This window comes from Agrobacterium burrii (assembly GCF_017313405.1).
Lineage (GTDB): Bacteria > Pseudomonadota > Alphaproteobacteria > Rhizobiales > Rhizobiaceae > Agrobacterium > Agrobacterium burrii.
Window position 1 is genome coordinate 65562 of sequence record NZ_JAFLNA010000001.1, and the last position, 20337, is coordinate 85898.

The window sequence follows — 20337 nt, forward strand, 5'->3', positions numbered from 1 at the left end:
AAGCATGAACCGGCTCGGCGCCAGGAGCTTTGCATGTTCAAGGGATCTATTCCCGCCCTCATTACCCCGTTCACGGACAATGGCGCCGTGGACGAACAGGCGTTTGCCGCCCATGTTGAATGGCAGATCGCCGAAGGCAGCAAGGGCCTTGTGCCCGTGGGTACGACGGGGGAATCCCCGACGCTTTCCCACGATGAGCACAAACGGGTTGTTGAACTGTGCATCGAGGTTGCGGCGAAACGGGTTCCGGTCATCGCGGGCGCAGGCTCCAACAATACCGATGAAGCGATAGAGCTTGCGCTCCACGCGCAGGAAGCCGGCGCGGATGCGCTGCTGGTGGTCACCCCCTATTACAACAAGCCGACGCAGAAGGGCCTGTTCGCCCATTTCTCCGCTGTTGCCGAAGCGGTGAAACTGCCGATCGTCATATACAATATCCCGCCGCGCTCGGTGGTGGACATGTCGCCGGAAACCATGGGCGCGCTGGTCAAGGCGCACAAGAACATCGTCGGCGTCAAGGATGCGACGGGCAAGCTCGACCGCGTTTCCGAACAGCGCATCTCCTGCGGCAAGGATTTCATCCAGCTCTCGGGCGAAGATGGCACGGCACTCGGTTTCAACGCCCATGGCGGCGTCGGCTGCATTTCGGTTACGGCCAATGTCGCACCGCGCCTCTGTTCGGAATTCCAGGCGGCAATGCTGGCCGGTGATTACGCCAAGGCGCTGGAGTATCAGGATCGCCTGATGCCGCTGCACCGGGCGATCTTCCTGGAGCCGGGCGTCTGCGGCACGAAATATGCGCTGTCGAAGACACGTGGCGGCAACCGCCGGGTCCGCTCGCCATTGATGAGCACGCTGGAACCGGCGACCGAAGCGGCGATTGACGCGGCGCTGAAACATGCCGGCCTGATGAACTAAGAGACGCCTTAAAGCCTTAAAGGCGCGCAATGGGACCGCTTCGCGACAGAAGCGGCTCCGCGCGCCTTTTCTTTTTGCGGCGACGATACTAAATAGAGGCTCGAAAACCGCTCTGGCCGACAGGCTGCGGCGCAATAAGAAAAACAAGGGATTGAAATATCATGGCCCCAAAAGGCAGCCAGCGCGTGGTGAACAAGATCGTTGCGGAAAACCGCAAGGCTCGCTTCAACTACGAAATCATCGACACCTACGAGGCGGGCATCGTGCTGACCGGCACCGAGGTCAAGTCGTTGCGCGAAGGCAAGGCGAACATCGCCGAATCCTACGCTTCGGACGAGGGCGATGAAATCTGGCTGATCAATTCCCACCTGCCGGAATATCTGCAGGCCAACCGGTTCAACCATGAGCCGCGCCGCCGCCGCAAGCTGCTGTTGAGCAAACGCGAGATCAGCCGCCTGCGCGCCGGCATCAACCGCGACGGCATGACGCTGGTGCCGCTGAAGGTCTATTTCAACGACCAGGGCCGCGCGAAGCTGGAACTGGCGCTCGCCAAGGGCAAGAAGCTGCACGACAAGCGCGAGACGGAAAAGGAACGCGACTGGAACCGGCAGAAGTCTCGGATTCTGAAGGGTAATTCGCAGTGAGTTCTGCCGGGCAGGGGTTGCCGCCTTTCGCCGCATGCTCCTGCTTTATGCCGCACCAGATACGGCATCCAGCCACGGCGCGTCTGCGCCGTGAAAGGTCTTTCTCGCGATCAAGGACTTGATCGCGCTGGACCCTGGATCAGGTCCGGGGTGACAGAGTGAAGATCACTCCGGTCAAGTCTCAGGCAGCCCTATAAGTCCGCTCCACATAAGTCCTCGAAGCCGAGACGCTGAACTTGCTGACCAGCGCTGCGAGATTGGCGCTGACATCGCTCAGATTATGTGTGGCCGCATTGGTTTCTTCCACCATGGCCGCATTCTTCTGGGTCAGATTGTCCATGCTGTTGATGGCGGCGCTGATTTCCTGAATGCCGACGGACTGCTCCTGCGCCGCCTTGGTCAGCGAGGCGATATGTTCCTGAATGTGATCCACCTTGTTACCGATCGTATTCAGGGATTCGCCCGTCTTGTTGACCAGCGACACACCCTGCATCACATCGTCTGAGGATTTGGCGATCAGCGTCTTGATTTCCTTGGCCGCATTGGCCGAGCGCTGGGCAAGCTCGCGCACTTCCTGGGCGACCACCGCAAAACCCTTGCCGGCTTCACCGGCGCGTGCGGCCTCCACACCGGCATTCAGCGCCAGAAGGTTGGTCTGGAACGAGATCTCGTCGATGACGGAAATGATCTGGGTGATCTTCTGCGACGATTCCTCGATGGCGCCCATGGCCTTGACGGCTTCCGTCACCACATCCCGCGAGCGCGCTGCCTCAACGGCCGAGCTTTCAACGATGGCCTTGGCCTCTTCCGAGCGCTGCGCCGAGAGTTTGGAAATGGTGGTGATTTCCTCGACGGCGGCGGCGGTTTCCTCAAGCGCGGCGGCCTGCTGTTCGGTCCTGCGGGCCATATCGTCAGTCGCAGAGGTCAGCTCACGGGTGTTGCCGGAAATCTTGTTGGCCTCTTCGACGATCTGCGCAAAGGCGCCGGAGAGATTGCCGACCGCGGCGTTGAAATTGGCGATCAGCCCTTCAAATTGCGGTGCGGTCTTTTCCGTGATGCTGGAAGTGAGGTCGCCATTGGCCAGCTTGTTCAGCGCATTGTTGAGCAGTTCGAGAACGTGCTCCTGTTCCTTCTTCATCTGCGCCTGCTCAGCCTCCACCTTCAGCCGCTCCGCGGCCAGCACGTCGAGATAGACGGAGATCGAATAGTCCATGTCCAGAAGGGCGGCCTTGATGGTGGCGGACAGCCCGTCCTTCAATTTTTTGGCCTTCTTCTCCATGAAGAGGCCCTTCAGTTCGGAACTGATGACGGCCTTGACGATGCCATCGAGCATCAGCGCATAACCGCCAATATACCAGCGCGGCTCCAGCCCCAGCCTGGCATGGGTGCGGCCGATGGCGGTGACGGCGTCGGTATAATCGCCGTTGAACGTGCCGGAGGCGATCCTCGCCCAGTGTTTCAGCTGCATGCTCTTGGCATGGTGGATATGCGCATCGTTGGCGAAGAACTTTGCCGTCTCCGGCACCGAGCGAACCTTGGCATAAAAACGGTCGAGCGAAGCATCGAGCGAGCCGGTGATGACACCTTTCATCTCGGAGAGATTTTGCCGCTGTTCGTGGCCAAGTCCCAGAAAATTCAGTCTTTCATCGAGTTGTCGGTCGGTTTTTGCTTGGCCATGCATGTCTAAATATCCTGATTTGGCACCGAAATCACATCGTTGGCGCCGTTACGTCTTTTAGACACGTCTAAAATTAACCAAGTTATAATTTCGACTTACCGAATTTGATGTTTGTTAATTCTAAAAAGAATTTTTACCTCGCCGGCATAGTGCAAACAGAAACGCGCCCGTCTTTTCAGGACGGACGCGTTTATGATTTCGTCGCAGCAAAAACTTGGATCAGATCGTCTCAGGGCTTTCGACATGCCGGGCAGGGCGCTCGTTCGGGTCGCGCCCGATCTCGGCCTTCAGCGTCATCAGGTCGATGAAGTGATCGGCCTGCCGGCGCAGATCGTCGGCGATCATGGCGGGCTGCGTTGCCATGGTGGAAACCACGGAAACCTTGCGGCCCTTGCGCTGCAGCGCATCCACCAGCTTGGTAAAATCGCCGTCGCCGGAAAACAGGACCAGATGATCGACGGTCTCGGACTGTTCCATGGCATCGACTGCCAGTTCGATGTCCATGTTGCCCTTGATCTTGCGGCGACCGAGCGCGTCGGTGAATTCCTTCGCCGGCTTCGTCACGACCTTGTAGCCGTTATAATCCAGCCAGTCGATCAGCGGACGGATCGAGGAATATTCCTGATCCTCGATCAATGCGGTGTAATAATAGGCGCGCAGCAGGTATCCACGCTTTTGAAACGCCTTAAGGAGCTTGCGGTAGTCGATATCGAATCCCAGGCTTTTCGATGCTGCATAAAGATTGGCTCCATCTATGAAGAGCGCAATTTTCTCCCGTGGATCGAACATTCCATCCCATTCCTTTTTTTGGAAAGGCCATTATCTGGCTTTTATTTCCGGTCGATAACGCAAAAAGTCATGTCGTATCAACGAGCTTCGCGTACCGCCGTTGCGTTTTAAGTAAGCTACCTTCCCCCGTATTCCAAGACAATTTTTCTAGACATTTTGTTCATCAGACGCCAAACATCGGCAATAAGGTGCCAAAAGACGCCAAAGACAGGAAAAACTTGAATTCCGCGGCCAATGGCTGTATCGGAAGCTGGAAAGCTTCGTCGCGTGAAATCCTGAATGTTTTTCGCAAGGCACGAAGCGCAGATTCAATAGGTTAGAGCATCCCTTGTGCATCCCGAAGAAAGCACGGCGCTCTGATCCACGACATTACGACACGCAAAGGACAGGCAATGGCCCGCGTCACAGTTGAAGATTGCATTGATAAAGTAGACAACCGTTTCGAACTGGTGCTTCTCGCCAGCCACCGTGCGCGCCAGATTTCCCAGGGCTCCTCCATCACGGTTGACCGTGACAACGACAAGAACCCGGTCGTTGCGCTGCGCGAAATCGCTGACGAGACGCTGTCTCCGGACGATCTGAAGGAAGACCTTATCCATTCGCTGCAGAAGCATGTGGAAGTGGACGAGCCCGAGCCCGATCCGGTCACGCTTGCCGCCTCCGCTGCCGATGGCGAAGACGACGACCAGCCGGAAACCGTTACTTTCGACCAGATGTCGGAAGAAGAACTGCTGGCCGGTATCGAAGGCCTTGTGCCGCCGGAAAAAAATGACGACTATTGATCTAAGTTTATGACGCCATTGGCAGGCGGTGGTTACCGTCTGTCAATATTTCCCGTCATAATCTGATCCCTATTGATGCAGCATTGTGCGCCGACCCCATGGTTGGCGCGCTTTCTTTTTGTGGAATATCGCATGATGCGGCAATACGAACTCGTCGAGCGGGTTCAAAAATATAAACCGGATGCGAATGAGGCCCTGCTGAACAAGGCCTATGTTTATGCCATGCAAAAACATGGCCAGCAGAAGCGGGCCAATGGCGACCCCTATATCTCGCATCCGCTGGAAGTTGCCGCAATCCTCACGGAAATGCATCTCGACGAATCGACCATCGCGGTGGCGTTGCTGCACGATACGATCGAGGACACCACGGCCACCCGCGCCGAAATCGATGAACTCTTCGGCGAAGACATCGGCCGGCTGGTGGAAGGGCTGACCAAGCTCAAGAAACTCGATCTCGTGACCCGCAAGGCGAAACAGGCGGAAAACCTGCGCAAGCTGCTGCTGGCCATTTCCGACGACGTGCGCGTTCTTCTGGTCAAGCTCGCCGACCGCCTGCACAATATGCGCACCATGGAATATATGCCTGCCGACAAGCGCAGCCGCATTTCCGAGGAGACGATGGAAATCTATGCGCCGCTCGCCGGCCGCATGGGTATGCAGGATATGCGCGACGAGCTGGAAGACCTGTCCTTCCGATATCTCAACCCGGAAGCCTATGAGACGGTGACCAACCGTCTGCAGGAGCTGGAAACCCGCAATGAAGGCCTCATCAAGAAGATCGAGGACGAGTTGCGCGAGCTTCTGGTGGCCAACGGGTTGCTCGGCACCAACGTCAAGGGGCGTCAGAAGAAGCCCTATTCGGTGTTCCGCAAGATGCAGTCGAAGTCGCTCTCCTTCGAGCAGCTTTCCGATGTTTACGGTTTTCGTATTCTGGTGGACGATATTCCCGGCTGCTACCGGGCGCTTGGCATCGTGCACACTCGCTGGCGCGTGGTGCCGGGCCGCTTCAAGGATTATATCTCGACGCCGAAGCAGAACGATTATCGCTCCATCCACACCACCATCGTCGGCCCGTCGCGCCAGCGTATCGAGCTGCAGATCCGCACCAAGCGCATGCATGAAATCGCCGAATTCGGCATCGCTGCCCATGCACTCTATAAGGATGGTGAAAACGGGGAGGGCGATCTGCTCTCGCCGGAATCGAATGCCTATTCCTGGCTGCGCCACACCATCGAATCACTGGCCGAAGGCGACAGCCCGGAAGAATTCCTCGAGCACACCAAGCTTGAACTCTTCCAGGACCAGGTATTCTGCTTCACGCCCAAGGGCAAGCTGATTGCGCTGCCGCGCGGCGCGACGCCTATCGACTTTGCCTATGCCGTTCACACCAATATCGGTGACACCACCGTTGGCGCGAAGATCAACGGGCGGATCATGCCGCTCGTCACCCGCCTGAACAATGGCGACGAGGTGGAGATCATCCGCTCCGGCGTGCAGGTGCCGCCGGCCGCTTGGGAAGAGGTTGTGGTGACCGGCAAGGCCCGCTCGGCCATTCGCCGCGCCACCCGCATGGCTATCCGCAAGCAATATTCCGGCCTCGGTTATCGCATTCTCGAGCGCACCTTCGAGCGCGCCGGCAAGGCCTTCTCGCGGGAAGCCTTAAAGCCTGTGCTGCACCGTCTGGCGCAGAAGGATGTCGAAGACGCCATCGCCGCCGTCGGTCGCGGTGAGGTCTCCTCGCTCGATGTGCTGCGTGCGGTCTATCCGGATTATCAGGACGAGCGCGTGACGGTGAAGATGACCGGCGACGATGGCTGGTTCAACATGCGCAGCGCCTCCGGTATGGTCTTCAAGATCCCCGGCAAGTCGCGCTCCGTTCTGGAGGACGATGGCGCGGCCGAGATGCTGGACGGACCCGACCCGCTGCCGATCCGCGGCCTTTCCGGCAATGTCGATGTGCATTTCGGTGCCGCCGGCGCCGTTCCGGGAGACCGCATCGTCGGCATCATGGAAAAAGGCAAGGGCATCACCATCTATCCCATTCAGGCGCCGGCGCTGCAGCGTTTCGACGATGAGCCGGAGCGCTGGATTGATGTCCGCTGGGACCTCGATGAGGCGAACAAGTCACGCTTCATGGCGCGGGTGATGATCAATGCGCTGAACGAGCCGGGCACGCTCGCCTCGGTGGCGCAATCGATCGCGACGCTCGATGTCAATATTCGCGGCCTGAACATGGTCCGCATCGGCACTGACTTCTCCGAGCTGGCGCTGGATGTCGAAGTCTGGGATTTGCGGCAGCTGAACCAGCTTCTGTCGCAGCTGAAGGATCTAGACTGCGTATCAACAGTGGCGCGTGCCTTCGATTGAGGCATTTTTAGTCGCTCTTGCAACTCAAAAGGCCGCTGTTATGCATTCATTGCATGGCAGCGGCCTTTTCCTGTCTCTGGTCGCGGACAGGCTTTAAGACTATCTTCCTTTCAGAAATTGAAGACGGGAACGCGGCGTGCCGGTGGGATTTACACCGATGAGAAACGCCAATCCCCAAACCGAAAGGACCGAAAATCATGTTTACTCCGCTTCGCAAGATCGCCCGTGCCGTCCGTGGCAAGACCACCCAGGAACGCGAATTCGAATATCTCAGCGGCTCGGTATCGAATGTCGACCTCGAGTTCCGTCAGCGCGAAATCGACCGCGGCCTGTTCCGCCGGTAATGCGCTCAGCGCATGGCAGCCCTTCGCCATGCGTATGCGACCGGCAGGAGCAGCTGGTACCCGCTAGTGTTCCTGCATTTCGTAAATCTATGTGAATGTGCGCTTCAAGCGGGCGTTCCACCGCTGTCCGGTCAAAATGATGGGACACGCTGCCTTTGCAGCGAAGTTGGCGGCGAGGGGTGCGTATTTCCTCAACGTCATCCTTGGGCCTGTCCCAAGGAACTAATCACGTCGAAAAATCAATCGGTTGCGGATCCTCGGGACAAGCTCGAGGATGACGTCAGAGCGCCCGGCAAGCTCGTACCCATCTGGTGACGCCGCGCGGATGCCCTAATGCCGGCTTCCGGCCCCACACCCGAATGACGGCAGCGGGCAACAGGCCCGGCAAAAGAAATCCTCCCATCGCCCACCATGCCCTTGGCGCAGCCCGGTCGATGAAATAGACTGCCCGCATGCCGTTTCGCCGCCGTGAACCCGTTGGTTTTTCAGAGAAGATTCGCGACCTCTTCTGGCCGCGCACGGGTTTTTCCCGTTCGCTGCGCTATATGAAGCTGCGTCTGCTGCGGCTTTCCGCCTCTCCCCATTCGGTTGCTGCCGGTGTTGCCCTTGGTGTCGGCGTGGCCTGGACGCCGTTTCTCGGCGTTCACATCCTCATCGCCATGGCGCTCGGTTTCCTCATGCGGGTCAATCTCGTCGCCGCAGCCCTCGGCACCACTTTTGCAAATCCGCTGACATTTCCATTCATATGGGCTTCCACCTGGGAACTCGGGCACCTCATTCTCGGCCGGCAAACGGCGGAAAGTGCTGCGCATGTGGATTTCGTGGCGCTGTTCAGCCATCTCGAATTCCGGCAGATATGGACACCGGTGCTGGAACCCATGACCATCGGCGCGATTCTGCCTGCCGCCGTCAGCGCGATCATCGCTTATATCGCCGTTTTCGGCCTTATCAGCGGCTTCCAACGTCGCAAGATGGAAAATCTCGCGCACCGAGCCGCCAACAAGAATGCTTCTCTGGAGATGTTGAAATGATCATTGGATTGGGCAGCGACCTGATCGACATTCGCCGCGTTGAAAAGTCGATCGAGCGTTTCGGCGAACGGTTCACCCACCGCTGTTTCACCGATATCGAACGCGCCAAATCCGATGGCCGCAAGAACCGGGCCGCTTCTTATGCCAAGCGTTTCGCCGCCAAGGAGGCGTGTTCCAAGGCGCTTGGAACAGGCCTTGCGAATGGTGTTTTCTGGAAGGACATGGGCGTCGTCAATCTGCCGGGCGGCAAGCCGACCATGCGTCTGACCAATGGGGCAGGGGAAAGACTGGCGGCCATGCTGCCGGCCGGCCACCGCGCCAATATCCACCTGACGATCACGGATGATTTCCCTTATGCTCAGGCATTTGTGATTATCGAGGCGCTTCCCGTGAATGGCTGAGACGCGGTGCGGCCGCATTGGCGGCCTATTTGCACCCGTGTCATAGAAGCGCTTCCCTTCGGGCTGGAAAGGTTCTAGAGAAGTCGCAGAAATATGAAAGCGTTGCCGGCTGTGTGAAGACTGCTTCATATGGCATAAGCACGACAAAACAACGGCCCCGATGCCTTCGTGAAACCGAAGAAGCCGGGAAACAATCAGGCAGGTCTTTAAGTGTCCGAAAAAGCTGAGAAGAAGCAGAACGCCCTCTGGGAGAACGTCAAGGTCATCATTCAGGCGCTGCTGCTGGCCATGGTCATCCGCACCGTTCTGTTTCAGCCCTTCACGATCCCATCAGGCTCGATGATGCCGACACTTCTGGTGGGCGACTATCTTTTCGTCAACAAGTTCTCTTACGGCTATTCGAAATATTCGCTGCCCTTCTCGCCGAACCTGTTTTCGGGCCGTATTCTGGAATTCAGCAAGCCCAAGCGTGGCGATGTCGTGGTGTTCCGCCTGCCGCCAAATCCTGAAGTGGATTACATCAAGCGTCTCGTCGGTCTGCCGGGTGATCGCATCCAGGTGACGAACGGCGTGCTCTTCATTAACGGCCAGCCGGTGCCGAAGCAGCCAGACGGCGCCTTCACCTCGGATTACCGCGCCGATCCGGGCGCCAATGTGCCGGTCTTCCGCGAAACGCTGGATAATGGCGTCACCTATGACACGCTCGATCAGTCGCCCGATTCGCGCGGCGACAACACCCGGGAATTCCTGGTGCCGGAAGGCCATTATTTCATGATGGGCGACAACAGAGACAATTCGCTCGACAGCCGCTTCGACGTCGGTTTTGTGCCGGAAGAAAACCTGATCGGCCGCGCCAGCGTCATCTTCTTCTCGCTGGGCAACGACACGCCGTTCAGCCGTATTTGGGAATGGCCAGCCAACATGCGTTGGGACCGCCTGTTCAAGGTTGTGGAATGAGCAAGACCAAGCCGCTTTCGACGGACGAGATTTCCCGTCTGGAAGCGTTGATCGGATATGAATTCAAGGAAAAGGCCCGGCTCGACCGGGCCTTGACCCATGCCAGCGCCCGCTCGGCGGCGGCCGGCAATTACGAGCGGCTTGAGTTTCTGGGCGACCGCGTTCTTGGCCTCTGCGTCGCAGAATTGCTGTTCTCCATCTTTCGTGACGCCACTGAAGGTGAGCTTTCCGTCCGTTTGAACCAGCTGGTCAGCGCCGAATCCTGCGCCGCGATCGGCGATGAGATGGGCCTGCACAATTTCATCCGAACCGGATCTGATGTGAAGAAGCTGACCGGCAAGGCGATGCTGAACGTGCGCGCCGATGTCGTCGAAAGCCTGATCGCCACCCTTTATCTGGATGGCGGGCTGGAAGCATCGCGCAAATTTATCCTGAAATACTGGCAGGCCCGCGCAACGCGCGTGGATGCCGGGCGGCGGGATGCCAAGACCGAGTTGCAGGAATGGGCGCATGCCCGATTTGCGGCGACGCCCTCTTACCGGGTTGACGACCGCTCCGGACCGGATCACGATCCAAGCTTCACCGTAACGGTGGAAATTCCCGGCGTGAAGCCGGAAACCGGCGTCGAGCGCTCCAAGCGCGCAGCCGAACAGGTGGCGGCCACCCGCTTGCTGGAGCGCGAAGGCGTCTGGCAGAAAAGCCCCACCAAAAACTGAGCACCCGACCATAGGGTGCCAAAATCGAGCGCATGGCGGACCCTTTGGCCGCATGTTGAATACCTCAGACCTTGATGGATACCATGACCGATCACGAAAACCCCGCCGTTGAAGGCGAAGACAACAACCTTCCGACCCGTTCCGGCTTTGTGGCCCTGATCGGCCCGACCAATGCCGGCAAGTCGACACTGGTCAACAGGCTGGTGGGCGCCAAGGTTTCGATCGTCAGCCACAAGGTGCAGACGACGCGCGCGGTGATGCGCGGCATCGCCATTCACAAAAATGCGCAGATCGTTTTCATGGATACGCCCGGCATCTTCAAGCCGCGCCGCCGGCTTGACCGCGCCATGGTCACCTCCGCCTGGGGTGGGGCAAAGGATGCCGATCTCATCCTGCTTCTGATCGACAGCGAGCGCGGCCTGAAGGGCGATGCCGAGGCCATTCTCGAAGGGCTGAAGGACGTTCCGCAGAAGAAGATCCTCTGCCTCAACAAGATCGACCAGGTGAAGCGCGAAGACCTGCTGAAACTTGCCGCCGCCGCCAACGAGACGGTCACTTTCGACCGCACCTTCATGATTTCGGCCACCAATGGTTCGGGCTGCGAAGACCTGATGGATTATCTGGTGGATACCCTGCCGGAAGGTCCGTGGTATTATCCGGAAGACCAGATTTCAGATCTGCCGATGCGCCAGCTCGCTGCCGAAATCACTCGCGAAAAGCTGTTCCTGCGGCTGCATCAGGAACTTCCCTATGCCTCGCATGTCGAGACGGAAAGCTGGGAAGAGCGCAAGGATGGCTCCGTGCGCATCGAGCAGGTGATCTATGTCGAGCGCGACAGCCAGAAGAAGATTGCGCTCGGCAAGAACGGCGATGCCATCAAGGCCATCTCCACCGCCTCGCGCAAGGAACTGTCGGCTATCCTTGAGCAGCCGGTCCACCTCTTCCTGTTCGTCAAGGTGCGCGAGAACTGGGGCGATGACCCTGAACGCTTCCGCGAAATGGGACTGGAATTTCCGCGAAACTGAATATCTTCAGCGTTTTATCGGGAACCGAATACGTTCGGGCGGGTTGTTCCAAAACAATTGGGCGCAACCTTTTTTCGATGACGGATATTCATGTCGCCAAAAAAACCGAACGGGATTTCCACCACGCCTTGCCAGCAGTGTCCCCTGCGCGACCTGCCGCATTTCAGGGATTTTGCTCCTCCTGAACTGGATTTCGTCTCCCGTTTCAAAACGGGGGAGCTTGCGGTTGAAAGCGGCTCCGTCATCCTGATGGAAGGGTCGCACAGCGCCCATCTCTATACCGTGCTCAATGGCTGGGCGTTCCGCTACAAGACGCTGGAAGACGGCAGGCGGCAGATCCTCAACTATGTCATGCCGGGCGATCTCGTCGGCCTGCAGGGCACGGTGATGGGGGAAATGCAGCATTCGGTGGAAGCGTTGTCACCGGTGACGCTGTGCGTTTTCGAACGATCCCGCCTCAACAACCTCTTCACCGATCATCCGACCCTTGCCTATGACCTGACCTGGATCGCGGCGAGCGAAGAACGCATGCTCGACAGCCATCTGCTCAGCATCGGCCGGCGCACCGCACTGGAGCGCGCCGCCTACCTCATCGCCTTCCTCTACAGCAAGGCGAAAGCGGTCAATCTCGTTCGCGGTGAGATGCCGATCCCGGTCACCCAGCAGCATGTTGCCGATACGCTCGGCCTTTCCATCGTCCACACCAACAAGACCTTGAGAAAGCTCGTCGATCGCGCGTTGATTCGCTGGACGGACAAGGGCTGTCTGGTGCTGGATGATGCCGGACTTGCCCATGTGGCTGGCTGGGAAAGCGATGAAAAGCGCCAGCGACCCTTCATCTGATCCTGTCTCGACATGTCTTTTTTAAATGACGTTCCAGCCGTAATTTGCGACTCCTGTGATAATATCTCGCTGGAACGCAATTCCGGAGACCGCTTCGCAGAGCCGGCTGGCTCCTTCATCTAGGAAGAAGAAAACATATGGTGCCACAACGGGTTATCATCGTTGAGGATGAATATCTGGTGGCGCTCGATGTCGAAGCGGTTCTCCAGTCCATGGGCGTTGAAACCATCATCATAGCCACAACGCTTGCGCAGGCCGGTGAAGCCTTTGAACAGAACGGTGCGGACTGCGTGCTTCTCGATGTCAGCCTGTCCGATGGCAAGAGTTACGATTTTGCGCGCCTGCTGCGCGAGGCGGGCATTCCTTTCGGTTTCGTCAGCGGTTACGGCGACACGGCGGGGTTTCCGGACGATCTTTCGCAGGCGCCTCTGCTTGGCAAGCCGTTCGGGGAAAATGAAATCTCCGATTTCGTCCTCAATCTCGTCGGCGTGGCGAAAGACGCCGTAAAAGAATAACGTTTCGCCATCATATCGGTTATGATCGGGCTTCAAATCGGAGTTCGGACAGGTTTCATGCAGTGGCAGGATGAGGCAATCATTCTCGGCGTAAAACGCCATGGCGAAACGAGCGTCATCGCCGAGGTGATGACCCGTACGCGCGGCCGACACCTCGGCATGGTGCGTTCCGGGCGTTCCCGCAGCATGCAGCCGGTGCTACAGGCGGGCAACCGGGTGGATGTCATCTGGCGGGCGCGACTTGACGACCATCTTGGCGAATACCGCATCGAGCCGCTGCAATTGCGCGCAGCCCAGCTGATGGAAACGGCGACCGCCGTCTACGGCGTGCAGGCCATGGGCGCGCTTCTCAGGCTTCTGCCGGAGCGCGACCCGCATCCGCATCTCTATCAGGCGCTCGATATCATCCTCGACAATCTTCATGAGCCGGCCGATGCAGGGGAATTGTTCGTGCGGTTTGAACTCGCCGTGCTGAACGATCTGGGTTTCGGGCTCGATCTCACCGAATGCGCGGCGACCGGGCTGCGCACCGATCTCATCTATGTGTCGCCGAAAACGGGCAGGGCGGTCTGCCGCACGGCCGGCGCGCCCTATGCGGAGCGGATGCTGTCGCTGCCCGCTTTTCTCGGTGAAGGCCAGTCGAAAGCTGCCGATCCTGAAAGCCTCGCGGCGGCCTTCCGCCTGACGGCCCATTTCCTCAACCGGCATGTCTATGATCCGCGTGGCCTGAATGAAAACGCCGCCCGCGACGGTTTCGTGCAGGCGGCGCTGAAGGCGCTGCAGCGCAGGGCGTCACCGCCCGCGCTCGATAAGGCCGTGTAGTCTCATGCTATTGCAGGCCGCGGCGCGGGCCGCTCCTGAATGGGCCAATGCACGATGGCTGCAAAAATCCCCATGCCGACGCCAAGCCACCAGACGAGATCATAGGAACCCAGCCGGTCATACAGAAAACCGCCGAGCCAGACACCGAGGAACGAGCCGATCTGGTGCGACAGGAACACGACGCCGCCGAGCATGCCGAGATGGCGGGTGCCGAACATGATCGCCACCAGCGCATTGGTGGGCGGCACGGTGGAAAGCCAGAGAATGCCCATGACGGCCGCGAAGAGGATGACCGAAAGCGGTGATTGCGGCAGGAGCAGGAAGGCCGTCACGACAACCGAGCGGGCGATATAGATATAGGCCAGCATATAGGGTTTCGAATAACGCTGGGCGATGACGCCGGCGGCGAGCGACCCGATGATATTGAAGAAGCCGATCAGCGCCATGGCAATGACGGCGTAACGCGGTTCGATGCCGATATCGCCGAGATAGGCCGGGAAATGCGCGGTGATGAAGGCCACCTGAAAACCGCAGACGAAAAAGCCTGTCGTCAACAGGAGATAGCTCTTGTGGCCAAGCGCTTCCCGCAGCGCCTCGCCCGCCGTCTGCTGGAACTGCGTCTGTGACTGGCTACCGGAAGAGGAGTTGCCGCGCATCGGAAAGGCGAGCAGCGGCACGAGCATCATCATCACGGCAAGCCAGACGAGCGTATCCGACCAGCCATAGGTGGAAATCAGCCCCTGGCTGATGGGCGCAAACAGGAACATGCCCGCTGAACCCGCCGCCGTGCCGATGCCGAAGGCGAGCGAGCGCTGCTGCGGCGTCACATGGCGCGCAAAGGCTGACAGGATGACGCTGAAGGAGCCGGCGGCAATGCCAAGCCCGACAAGCACGCCGCCGCCGAAATGCAGCCAGAAGGGCGAGGTGCCGAAGGACATGCAGATGAGGCCGGCGGCATAAAGAAAGCCTGACAGAACGAGCACGCGGCCCGTGCCGTATTTATCGGCGATGGCGCCGAAGAAGGGCTGGCCGAGACCCCAGAAAAGGTTCTGCAAGGCCATGGCGAGGCCGAAGGTGGAGCGATCCCAGCCGGTATCGGCCAGCATCGGCAACTGGAAGAAGCCCATGGCCGAACGCGGCCCGAAGGTCATGACGGCAATCAGCGACCCGGCGGCGATAATCAACCAGGGCATGGTCTGGCGTGTGGCTTGCGACATGAAATTCTCCTGCTGCAGTATGCGCCTTGGAGATGGCGCAAATCTTCTGCAGATTCCCTCTGATCGGGGTGAATATTAGCTTTTGTCAGCCGTTCCCACTAGCGACTTTTCTTGTCCCCCAGTATTCATGGGATTGATGGGATGCCCGCACATTATTGCCGGAATTCCGGAGAGATGACGATGAAGCAGAATATTTACGACGACCCCGGGTTCTTCGAGCGCTACAGCGCCATGCCGCGCTCTGTGGAAGGGTTGCGGCAGGCCGGCGAGTGGCACGAACTGCGCGCCATGCTTCCGCCGTTGCAGGGCCGGAGCTTACTCGATCTCGGTTGCGGTTTCGGCTGGCATTGCCGTTATGCGGCAGAGCAGGGGGCGGCCCGTGTCGTCGGCGTTGATCTTTCTGAGAACATGCTGCGCCGTGCCGCCGAAATAAATGGCGGCACCGGTATCGAATATCACCGGGCGGCAATCGAGGACATCGATTTTCCGCCGGAAAGTTTCGATGTGGTGCTGAGTTCTCTCGCCCTGCATTATGTCCGCGATCTCGACCTGGCATTCGCGAGAGTTTCCGCCGTGCTGAAATCCGGCGGTGAGTTCATCTTTTCCATCGAACATCCCGTTTTCACCGCGCTGGAAAAACAGGACTGGTTTTACGGAGAGGATGGCGAAATCCTCCACTGGCCGCTCGATAATTATCAGAACGAAGGCGTGCGCCATTCCAACTGGATGGCCAATGATGTCGTCAAATATCACCGCACGGTGTCAGGTATTCTCAACAGCCTGCTTTCCGCCGGCTTTGCCCTAACGCGTCTGGCCGAGCCGAGGCCCGATCCCGCCTTGCTCGCGGAGCGACCGGAGATGAAGCACGAAGATCGCCGCCCGATCTTTCTGATCGTCAGCGCCCGCAAGCCGTAATGGCATGAGGGGCGCTGCAACGCCCGTGGCCTAGCGCCTCTTGATCGCCCAGCCTTCCGGCCGTTCCTCGACCACCTTGGCCACATCGCCGACCGACAGTCTGCCCTGACTGCGCGGTGTCACGTTCCAGCCGAACAGCGGGCCGGGCACGCGCCGGTCACCCGACATGCGGATGCGGCCCATGGCCTTCATCGGCGAGGGCACATCGCGGGAGCCGGTTATCTGGTCTTGCGTGGTCATGATGCAGCGGGCGCAGGGTTTGACGAGATCAAAACGAATGCCGCCGATCTCGATGGCCGCCCAGCGGTCCTCCGCCCATGCTTCGTCCGTCTCCAGCACGATATTCGGCCGGAACCGCTCCATGCCGACCGCGTCCTCGCCATTGGCGCGCATATTGTCGTTGAGTGCGGCAAGCGAGGCGGTGGTGGTGACGAGGATCTGGTAGCCGTCCGCAAAAGTGACGGGCGTTTCGTTGCCGGTCCATTCGAGGCTCGCAATGCGTTCCGAGGCATCATCGAAGAATGCCAGCTTTACCTCGCGCCCCAGCCACGCCGAGAGCGTATCGTTGGTCTCGTCATCGGCGATATTGGCGCTGACGATCGATTTCCACACCGCCACATCCATGCGCTCTCCGGAAGGTCTTGCGACGATCTCGTCGTCGTTGTCCCGCGCAAGCGCCATTCCGCCATCCTCATGCCGCGCCAGAACCGTGGCTATGGCAGGCAGTTCGCGCTGGGTGATGAAATGGCCGGAAGGGTCGATCAACATGGCGCGACGATCGCCCGGCAGGCCCTCGGCCGAAACAGCGCTCTCGGAGAGGGGAATGCCGCGCGCGCTTTTCAGCGGATAGATGTTGAGTTCGGTCACACGCATCTTGGATATCCTCAAATCTCGTCGAGAAACAGGTCGAGTACTTGTTGCAGCCGCTCATGGCGGGCCTTGGCCATCTGCCGCCCCGTTTCAGTGCGGAAGCCGTCAGCCAGTTTGAACAGCTTGGTTTCGAAATGGTCGATGGCAAAGGCGCGGTCGTCAAGTGGCCGGTTCTGCGCCAAGGGATCTGCCGGGTCGTAAAGTGCTGAGCCCATGCGCCCGGCAATATAAAAGCAGCGCGCCGCCCCCACCATGCCGATGGCATCCAGCCGGTCGGCATCCTGAAGGATTTTCGCCTCCAGTGTGCGTGGTTCGATATTGGCGGAAAAACTGTGGGTGGTGATGGCGTGCGCGGCAGCATCGATGTCCACCTGTTCCCAACCAAGCCCGGCCAGAATGCCCGAGGCCTTTTCCGCCGCCAGCCGCGAGGCCTGCGCACGCAGCGGCGAGTTCTTCTCCACCGCCACGCAGTCATGCAACAGCACGCTGGCCGCCAATACCGTACCATCGCCGCCTTCGCCCGCATGGATGCGCATGGCATTGCGGAAGACGCGGTGAATATGGGCAAGATCATGCGAACCGTCGCCGGTATCGGCGGCGTGCGGTATCAGGTCCTGCGCAAGCGCGGCATAGGGCGCGAAAGCCTCGGCCGCGATCATGCCTGCGGCTTCCGGGTGAGGATTTTCTGGTAGAACAGGCCGATGCCGATCAGCACCGCGCCGAGCCCGATGAAGGACAGGGCTCTCAGCACGCCTTCAAGGTTGCTCATGTCGATCAGGAACGCCTTGGCAACCGAGATCAGCACGAAGGCGGCCGATGCCAGACGCAGGCTGCGGGCATTAAAGCGCGAGCCGAGCACCAGCAGCAGCACGCCGATCAGCAGCCAGACCACCGAATAGCTGTAGGTCTCGCCCTGCATAAAGCCCTTCCAGTCGGCGATGTTTTCGCCCTGCCAGAACCGGCGGACCGAAAGCGTTGCCCAGGCAAAACCGAGTGCCGCACCTGCCACCGCCAGCATGCTGACATAGGGCGGTGGACGTTTTCCCCGCGCATAATAGGCAAGGCCGCCATAGGCGAGCGCCGGCAGGAGGTAACCGATCAGCAGCAGGTTGAGGACCGGAATGCGCCCGGTGTTTTCGCCGGTGAAATAGGGGTTGAGCGTGAAGAAATGCATCGTCAGCACGTTGATGACGGCTATCGCGCCGGCAATCATCGAACCGTAACGGAAGACGGGGCTGGGGCTCTTGAGATCCAGCGTCATCAATACGCCCGAGAAGCCGATGGTCAGCAGCGTGTAGATCGACTGTTCGCCAAGCGTCGGTACGCTGTTATCAAGCGTGCCGCCATTCATCGCGTGGCGGATGAGGATGGCGATGGCCAGAAGACCCATGACGCTGGCAATCGCCTGCAGGAAGTTCTTTGCCCGGACACCCGGCCAGTCGCGCAGCAGCCATGCCGAGGCGACGGCAAGCAGTGCGGGAATGCCGTAACCCGGCAGAAGGGCGTTGAAGACCGGCGTGAGCCCAAGATTTTGCGGCCCGACAATGGTGGGTTCCCAGGCGATGCGGCCGAGAACGGCAACGCTTGCCACCGCCATGACCCAGGGCAGCACATCCCAGTTGCGGTAACGGCTGGCCAGCACATAAACAAAGCCGATAACCGAAAGCAGAACGGTTGTCGCGAGCCCTTCCGTCAGCGTGTGCAGGCTGAGCGCGAAGGCGGCAAACGAGCCGAGCACGAGAATGTTGAGCGGCTTGCGATAGGCTTCATTGTTCTGCCGGTGCAGCCATTCGGCCCCGGCAATCAGCACCAGGCCGAGGCCGAGACCATAGGCGGCATGCAGCCAGTCGCGGCCGAGATTGCCATATTCAACGAAGCTTGCCGTTGCCAGCCAGACCGGGAACAGCGCGGCAATACCCGCCCAGAGCTGGGCAAAATCCGCATCGTCAGCGCCCTTGCGTTTCAGGAAGGAGAAGGCGCACAGCACGAGGACAGCGCCGAGGCCAAGCGCCATGGCGATTTCAGCCGTATAGCCTGTTCCGACGGGCGGAAGCGTTACGCCGGTATCGTTGATAAGGCCGATGAAATCGATGCCCTGCCGCGACATCAGCGCGACCGCCGTCTGCGCCCCGAGCGCAGCGATGATGGCCGGCCACACCGCATAGTGGCGGGCGGCACCAAGGGCCGCAAGCGCTGCGATGAGCGCCGAGACGATCAGCGCCGGGTGGGTGTCGATGCCGCCACTGGCGAACAGGAAGCCGATGGCCGGCAGGATGACGGCCATCGATACGGTGAGGTTGATGGCAAGCGACGGGCGCAGCAGAAGCCGTAGGGCACGGATGGCGCGCCGCTCCGGGGCGGCGGTTTCACCGGTGTCTGCCGGCGGCGTGTCGAAATGTTTTCCGGGCCACAGGAAGATCGTTCCGGCCAGCATGACGAGCAATGCGAGCGTCGGTGGTTCGGCATTGATCGTCTCGGAAAAGCCGATATAGCCGAGCGCCCAGAGGCCAAGGCCGGCATTGGCAAGTGACGGAACCACGGTCCAGCCCTGCCTGCGTGCGGCCGCCGCCGTCGCCAGCCACGAGATCGTCAGGAAAACAAAAAGCGCCCAGATATTTGGCGTTTCGCTGGAAATCAGCGCCGGCGTCAGCATCGAGCCGAGAAGACCAAGACCGGCCAGCGCCTGCCCATGCAGAAGCGACAGGCCAATGGTGGCAAAGGCGACAAGCCCGAGCAGGATGAAAGCTGTTCCTGAGCCGATATAGTCATAAATTCCATAGGCCGCATACACCACGCCGAACAGCGTCAAAGCGCCGGCCGCCGTCAGCACGCCCGGTATCATCGCGTTGGAATAGGCGGTGGCGATGCCCGGCACGGCCTTGCGGCGGATCGCTTCGCCGACAAGCCCGAGAACGAGACCGAAAATGGCGGCAAGCGAAAGCCTGACCGCCGGGCTGAGCAGCCCCGATTCGATCGAATATTTGACGAGGAAAATACCGCCAAGTGCCAGCGCCAACCCGCCGGCCCAGACCGCCCAGCGTGCGCCGAGCAGGCTTTCGAAGCTTTCTTTCGCGGCCGGTGTAGTTGCGGCCTCGTTGGCGAGCGCAGGCGGCGCTTCTTCACGGGCTACGTCCCCAGCTTCCACTCTCGCGGCAGCTTCCTCGGGCTTTGAGACATATTCAGCTTGGGAAGCCGCTGCTTCGGGCAAATCTCCATTTGTCTCTTCCGCCTCGAAATCCGTCTTTTCCGAGGATTCCGCGCTTTCAGCCTGTGCCGTCACGGGAGACGTGACCCCGGCAGCCATCAGCCGCTTGAGGCTGAGGACCTCACGTTCCAGCGACTTGATTCGGCTTGAATTACGGATGCTCGCGACCAGCGTGTAGATAAAGGCCGCGATGAGGGCGAGGATGAGAAACGGGATTTCCAAACGGGCTCTCCAATTACGAAGCTGTTTTTAAAGCCCTTTTGGCGAATTTATGCAAGGCCCGGTTGATGTATGGCAG

The 20337-nt window shown here is 59.6% G+C and carries 20 protein-coding genes; 14 read left to right on the forward strand and 6 right to left on the reverse strand.

The features are described from left to right. Positions 1 to 33: 33 nt before the first annotated feature. Together dapA and smpB are read left to right on the forward strand one after the other, a co-directional pair. Complete coding sequence (gene dapA, locus JZX89_RS00500) at positions 34 to 918, forward strand: 4-hydroxy-tetrahydrodipicolinate synthase (RefSeq protein WP_149898001.1); 885 nt, start codon at positions 34 to 36, stop codon at positions 916 to 918. Between the two features lie 161 nt (positions 919 to 1079). Beyond that, entirely contained in the window at positions 1080 to 1562 is a 483-nt protein-coding gene (gene smpB / locus JZX89_RS00505; protein ID WP_149898000.1) for an SsrA-binding protein SmpB, read from the forward strand. Positions 1563 to 1743: 181 nt separating this feature from the next. On the opposite strand, the gene JZX89_RS00510 is transcribed toward smpB, so the two are convergent. Both JZX89_RS00510 and JZX89_RS00515 read right to left on the reverse strand, forming a co-directional pair. Then, positions 1744 to 3243, reverse strand: a complete 1500-nt coding sequence (locus JZX89_RS00510) for a globin-coupled sensor protein (protein WP_207132785.1) — start codon at positions 3241 to 3243, stop codon at positions 1744 to 1746. Positions 3244 to 3459: 216 nt separating this feature from the next. After that, positions 3460 to 4029 carry a LabA-like NYN domain-containing protein gene (locus tag JZX89_RS00515; RefSeq protein WP_013635795.1) on the reverse strand — a complete coding sequence of 190 codons (570 nt, stop codon included), beginning with the start codon at positions 4027 to 4029 and terminating at the stop codon, positions 3460 to 3462. Between the two features lie 392 nt (positions 4030 to 4421). On the opposite strand from JZX89_RS00515, the gene rpoZ reads away from it, so the two are divergent. From rpoZ to recO, 11 genes are all read left to right on the forward strand, one after another. Further along, entirely contained in the window at positions 4422 to 4811 is a 390-nt protein-coding gene (gene rpoZ / locus JZX89_RS00520; RefSeq protein ID WP_006311530.1) for a DNA-directed RNA polymerase subunit omega, read from the forward strand. A 132-nt stretch (positions 4812 to 4943) separates the two neighbouring features. After that, the gene (locus tag JZX89_RS00525; protein WP_149897998.1) at positions 4944 to 7178 is read left to right on the forward strand and encodes a RelA/SpoT family protein; all 2235 of its coding nucleotides are present in this window, start codon (positions 4944 to 4946) and stop codon (positions 7176 to 7178) included. Between the two features lie 197 nt (positions 7179 to 7375). Further along, positions 7376 to 7522, forward strand: a complete 147-nt coding sequence (locus JZX89_RS00530; RefSeq protein ID WP_003496944.1) for a hypothetical protein — start codon at positions 7376 to 7378, stop codon at positions 7520 to 7522. Between the two features lie 452 nt (positions 7523 to 7974). Then, a complete protein-coding gene (locus tag JZX89_RS00535) occupies positions 7975 to 8553 on the forward strand; it encodes a DUF2062 domain-containing protein (RefSeq protein ID WP_149897996.1) in 579 nt (192 codons plus the stop codon). Continuing rightward, positions 8550 to 8954 carry a holo-ACP synthase gene (gene acpS / locus JZX89_RS00540; RefSeq protein ID WP_153513465.1) on the forward strand — a complete coding sequence of 135 codons (405 nt, stop codon included), beginning with the start codon at positions 8550 to 8552 and terminating at the stop codon, positions 8952 to 8954. Before JZX89_RS00535 ends, acpS begins: the two co-directional genes overlap by 4 nt. 210 nt (positions 8955 to 9164) lie before the next feature. Next, positions 9165 to 9911: a signal peptidase I gene (gene lepB, locus JZX89_RS00545; protein WP_149897995.1), complete on the forward strand. Its 747-nt coding sequence runs from the start codon at positions 9165 to 9167 to the stop codon at positions 9909 to 9911. Further along, positions 9908 to 10627, forward strand: coding sequence for a ribonuclease III (gene rnc / locus JZX89_RS00550; protein WP_207132786.1), 720 nt, complete (start codon positions 9908 to 9910; stop codon positions 10625 to 10627). Before lepB ends, rnc begins: the two co-directional genes overlap by 4 nt. Positions 10628 to 10701: 74 nt before the next feature. Next, a complete protein-coding gene (gene era, locus JZX89_RS00555) occupies positions 10702 to 11652 on the forward strand; it encodes a GTPase Era (RefSeq protein ID WP_174372814.1) in 951 nt (316 codons plus the stop codon). Between the two features lie 90 nt (positions 11653 to 11742). Next, on the forward strand, positions 11743 to 12495 hold the full coding sequence (locus JZX89_RS00560; protein ID WP_149897992.1) for a Crp/Fnr family transcriptional regulator: 753 nt from the start codon (positions 11743 to 11745) through the stop codon (positions 12493 to 12495). A 137-nt stretch (positions 12496 to 12632) separates the two neighbouring features. Beyond that, positions 12633 to 13010 carry a response regulator gene (locus tag JZX89_RS00565; RefSeq protein ID WP_149897991.1) on the forward strand — a complete coding sequence of 126 codons (378 nt, stop codon included), beginning with the start codon at positions 12633 to 12635 and terminating at the stop codon, positions 13008 to 13010. A gap of 57 nt (positions 13011 to 13067) precedes the next feature. Next, on the forward strand, positions 13068 to 13832 hold the full coding sequence (gene recO, locus JZX89_RS00570) for a DNA repair protein RecO (RefSeq protein WP_149897990.1): 765 nt from the start codon (positions 13068 to 13070) through the stop codon (positions 13830 to 13832). Between the two features lie 2 nt (positions 13833 to 13834). Here the strand turns inward: recO and JZX89_RS00575 are convergent, their stop codons facing one another. Then, entirely contained in the window at positions 13835 to 15049 is a 1215-nt protein-coding gene (locus JZX89_RS00575; RefSeq protein ID WP_207132787.1) for an MFS transporter, read from the reverse strand. Positions 15050 to 15229: 180 nt separating this feature from the next. Here JZX89_RS00575 and JZX89_RS00580 point away from each other — a divergent pair, with 180 nt between their 5' ends. After that, positions 15230 to 15964 (forward strand): class I SAM-dependent methyltransferase, encoded by a 735-nt coding sequence (locus tag JZX89_RS00580; protein ID WP_207132788.1) that lies wholly within the window; start codon positions 15230 to 15232, stop codon positions 15962 to 15964. Positions 15965 to 15994: 30 nt separating this feature from the next. On the opposite strand, the gene JZX89_RS00585 is transcribed toward JZX89_RS00580, so the two are convergent. From JZX89_RS00585 to JZX89_RS00595, 3 genes are read right to left on the reverse strand one after another with little or no spacing between them, the layout of a single operon-like run. Then, the gene (locus tag JZX89_RS00585) at positions 15995 to 16837 is read right to left on the reverse strand and encodes an MOSC domain-containing protein (protein ID WP_207132789.1); all 843 of its coding nucleotides are present in this window, start codon (positions 16835 to 16837) and stop codon (positions 15995 to 15997) included. An 11-nt stretch (positions 16838 to 16848) separates the two neighbouring features. Continuing rightward, positions 16849 to 17493, reverse strand: coding sequence for an HD domain-containing protein (locus JZX89_RS00590; protein ID WP_207132790.1), 645 nt, complete (start codon positions 17491 to 17493; stop codon positions 16849 to 16851). Next, positions 17490 to 20261, reverse strand: coding sequence for a DUF2339 domain-containing protein (locus tag JZX89_RS00595; RefSeq protein ID WP_207132791.1), 2772 nt, complete (start codon positions 20259 to 20261; stop codon positions 17490 to 17492). Before JZX89_RS00595 ends, JZX89_RS00590 begins: the two co-directional genes overlap by 4 nt. Positions 20262 to 20337 lie beyond the last annotated feature (76 nt).